The 3692-nt window shown below is 68.2% G+C and carries 4 protein-coding genes and 1 pseudogene; 4 read left to right on the top strand and 1 reads right to left on the bottom strand.

Features of this window, described 5'->3' with window-relative positions; genetic code table 11:
- From AB0H32_RS47375 to AB0H32_RS47360, 4 genes and pseudogenes are all read left to right on the top strand, one after another.
- On the top strand, positions 1-758 hold a 758-nt coding region (locus tag AB0H32_RS47375), incomplete at its 5' end, for a transposase family protein (protein ID WP_361135651.1).
- A gap of 58 nt (positions 759-816) precedes the next feature.
- On the top strand, positions 817-1404 hold the full coding sequence (locus tag AB0H32_RS47370) for a Mu transposase C-terminal domain-containing protein (RefSeq protein WP_361135648.1): 588 nt from the start codon (positions 817-819) through the stop codon (positions 1402-1404).
- Positions 1404-2459, top strand: coding sequence for an AAA family ATPase (locus AB0H32_RS47365; protein WP_361135646.1), 1056 nt, complete (start codon positions 1404-1406; stop codon positions 2457-2459). The genes AB0H32_RS47370 and AB0H32_RS47365 overlap by 1 nt, the downstream gene beginning before the upstream one ends.
- Positions 2456-2818 (top strand): annotated as a pseudogene (locus AB0H32_RS47360) (TniQ family protein); the annotation flags it as partial. The gene AB0H32_RS47365 and the pseudogene AB0H32_RS47360, both read left to right, overlap by 4 nt.
- 531 nt (positions 2819-3349) lie before the next feature.
- Here the strand turns inward: AB0H32_RS47360 and AB0H32_RS47355 are convergent.
- Positions 3350-3643, bottom strand: a complete 294-nt coding sequence (locus tag AB0H32_RS47355; RefSeq protein WP_060897481.1) for a DUF1330 domain-containing protein — start codon at positions 3641-3643, stop codon at positions 3350-3352.
- Positions 3644-3692: the final 49 nt, after the last annotated feature.

Genomic DNA, 3692 nt, shown 5'->3' with positions numbered 1-3692 from the left:
GGGCACGGTCCCCCCTGCCGTCACGGGCAACGTACTTCCGGCTGCTCAAGTCGCTTTCCGAGGGGCGTCACAGCTTCGGGGCGGCAACGACCCGACGCTCTCTGGCCGGGCGGCCGGAGGCTCCGTTCACCCCGACGCTGGCCGCCCGGCCCGGCGAAGTAGTGCAGATCGACACCACCCCGCTGGACGTGCTGGCCATCCTGGACGACGGCGTGACCGGCCGGGTCGAGCTGACGATCGCGGTCGATGTCGCCTCCCGCACCATCTGCGCGGCGATCCTGCGGCCAGCCGGAACCAAGGCCGTGGACGCCGCACTGCTGCTGGCACAGATGCTGGTGCCCGAACCGATGCGGCCCGGCTGGTCGGACGCTCTACGGATGTCGGCCTCGCTGATCCCTCACGCCCGGTTGATGAGCGCCGACGCCCGCCTGGAACACGCCGCGGCACGGCCGGTGATCGTCCCGGACACGATCATCGTGGACCGGGGCAAGGTCTTTGTTTCGGACACGTTTGTCGCGGCCTGCCGTTCGCTGGGCATGTCCTTCCAGCCCGCACGGCCGGCCACGCCGACGGACGAGGGAGTCGTGGAGCGGACGTTCGAATCCATCAACTCGATGTTCTGCCAGCACGTCGCCGGATACGTCGGCTCCGACACCACCCCGCCGTGGCCGCGACGTCCAGGCGGTCTGGACGATCTCGGAACTCGCCGATCTCTTCCACGAGTGGGTTATCGCCCGGTGGCAGACCCGCCCGCATGACGCTCTGCGCAGTCCGTTCCTGCCGGGCAAGGCCCTCTCGCCGAACGAGGTCTACGCCATGCTGGTCTCCCGCACCGGCTATCTGCCGGTCTGTCTCGGCGGTGACGACTACATCGAGTTGCTGCCCGTCGAGTGGCGGAAGATCAACAACTACGGCATCACGCTCGACTACCGCACCTACGACTGCCGGGAGTTGGGCTCCTGCCGGCGCCAGCCGTCCGGAGTGGACACCAAGGGCAACCTCTGGGAGGTCCATTACGACCCCTACGACCTGTCACATGTCTGGGTACGCGACACCCGGGCCGGAGGCTGGATCACCGTTCCCTGGACCCGGCTGGGCGCGGTCTCAGCGCCGTTCGCCGATTTCACCTGGCGCCGTGCCCGAGCCGTGCTGGCCGCCAAGGGCGCCGACGACACCGACGAGGACGCCATCGCCGTCGTCATCGACGACCTGCTGACGCGCGCCGAGAGCGGGCCCGACCGGCGGATCGCCGCCCGCACCAAGGCGGCAACGGCCGTCCCCGCACTGCCGCCGGCGCGCCGCGAACCCGAGCCCGAGACGGATCAGGAACCTGACGGCGATGGGGAGATCGCCCAGGTCATTCCGTTCGGTGTGTTCGATGCCTTCACCGACGGGAGTCGCTGATGACGCACTTCCTCGATCCGGAAGAAGTCGACCATCCGCTGACGACCAAGGAGGGCTGGACCGCCTTCACCACGGAGGCCACCACTCCGCCGGACATCCTGGCGCCCGCGGCCCTGCAGCGGCTCACCGAGGCGGAGCGAACTGCCTACGACCAGGCTCTGGAGGATTATCACGCGCAACTCGTCATCGTCTCCACGCCGACGATCCGCCATGTCACCGCGACCGGCCGCAAGCGCATCCTGCTGAACCGGCACCAGCACTCCGCCCGCCGTGGATTGATCGTCTCGGGCCCCGCCGGGACCGGGAAGACCACTGCCATCACCCAACTGGGCAAGAATTACGAACAGTTGGGTCGGCGTCGTGGCGAGATCTTGCCGGACTCGATGCCGGTCGTCTACGTCACCGTCCCGCCCGGGGCCACGCCGAAGATGCTGGCCATCGAGTTCGCACGGTTCATCGGCCTGCCGCTGCCCTCGCGGTTCAGCCAGGTCGAAGTGACCAACAAGGTCTGCGATCTGCTCTGCACACTCGGCTGCCGTCTCGTGCTCATCGACGAACTGCACAATCTCGACATCGGTACGCGGGTGGGCGCCGAGGCATCCGACCAGATCAAGTACCTGTCCGAGCGCATCCCCGCGACGTTCGTCCTGGCCGGCGTCGACGTCGAGGGCACCGGACTGTTCGCCGGACGCCGCGGCGGGCAGATCGCCAGCCGCTACACCCTCATTCCCACCAGCCCGTTCCGCCACAAGACCGAGGAACAGCGCGGCTCCTGGTGTTCCCTCGTGGCGACTTTGGAGGAGTCCCTGCGGCTGCGAGCCCACCGCCCGGGGACCTTGCTGGACCTGAGTTCCTACCTGCACGACCGCACCGGCGGAATGATCGGCAGCCTGTCCCACCTTGTCCGCGAGGCCGCCCTGGACGCCCTCTTCGACGGCAGCGAGAAGATCACCAAAGCCTCGCTGGAACGGGTCGACCTGGACGAGAGCGCCGAACAGCAGAACATTCCCCGCGCGCGCCGGCGCCGCAGACGCGGCACGAAACACGTCGCGTGACCGACCGGCCGCGGCCCCTGCCACTGACGCCGCCGCCCGTCCACCACGAGACCATCGGCTCCTACCTGAACCGCCTCGCCGACGCCAACCACCTCACCATTGGCTACCTCTCGCACCTGCTCGGCCCGTCCCGCCAACACCGCCGCGTCGACAACCGAGTCGGCTACTGGACCCCAGACGCACTGCGACGGCTCGCGACTTTGACCGGCCGGAACCCGTCATCCCTGGTCCACGCAATGCCGCCGCTCGGCTCGATCAGCGACCCGCTTCGACACCATCGGTCCGCCACAGAGGAGGTCATCGAACCGCGGCGCCGCCCTGCCTGCCGCCTCTGCATGGCCCGGCGGCACGTCCACGGGTTCGTCGTCCGCAGCACCCCGCACCACGAAGGTGTCTGCCACCGGCACAGCCGCTGGCTCCTCGGAGCAGAGCAACACGATCTGACGCTGCTGCCCGAGGTTCTGCGGGCCAACCTCCAGCACCACCGGATCGTCCGCCGGGGCGCCCATCCCTTCACCGAGCTGGCCTTCATCGACGCCCGCGACTGCCTGACCAGGTGGTTCACCGGTGAGCAGAGCCAAGAGCCTCTTCGGCAGAGGTGGAACCGCCGACTCGAAGTGCTGGGCGAGGACCCGTTCGGTGATCCCCGCCGTCCCTCCGAGCCCCGAATCGAAGTGGCCACCTACCCCGAAGTCATCGTGCTCACGGCCTGTTCACCTCCCCGCACTGGCGCGACCACCCCCAACTGCCTGCAGAGGCAGCACGCCGTTTTGGCGTTGCTCAGACTCAGCTCGGGCCGGGACTGGTCCGGAAACTGCCACCTTCACTGCGAATCCTGGAGCAGGGCGTCTCACCACCCTGACTTCAGTGAAGATCCGACTGGACCTCGGTCAGTCGATGCCTTCGACGATGCGGAAGTCGCGCTCGACGCCGTCGGAGAGGGCGACCAGCGCCTCCTGGTAGGCCGCACTCTCGTGCGCCGCGACGGCCTGCTCGAAGCTGTCGAACTCGATCAGGACGGTGCGCTCGGCGATTCCGGCGTCATGCGCCACGACCCGACCGCCACGGACGAAGGTCCGACCGCCCCCGGCCTTGACGGCCGGAGCGGCCAGCTTGTTGTAAGCAGCCAGCTTCTCAGGGTCTGAAATGGTGCGGTAGACGCTGACCCAGTAGCCCTTGGGCATGGAACCTCCAGTGTTGGGATGAGTGCATCTGTCTTACGGGTTGGTCTCG

The sequence above is a fragment of the Streptomyces sp. NPDC020362 genome, assembly GCF_040642095.1.
GTDB lineage: Bacteria > Actinomycetota > Actinomycetes > Streptomycetales > Streptomycetaceae > Streptomyces.
The sequence above is the reverse complement of the archived record's forward strand: the minus strand, read 5'-3'. Positions and strand labels throughout refer to the sequence as shown.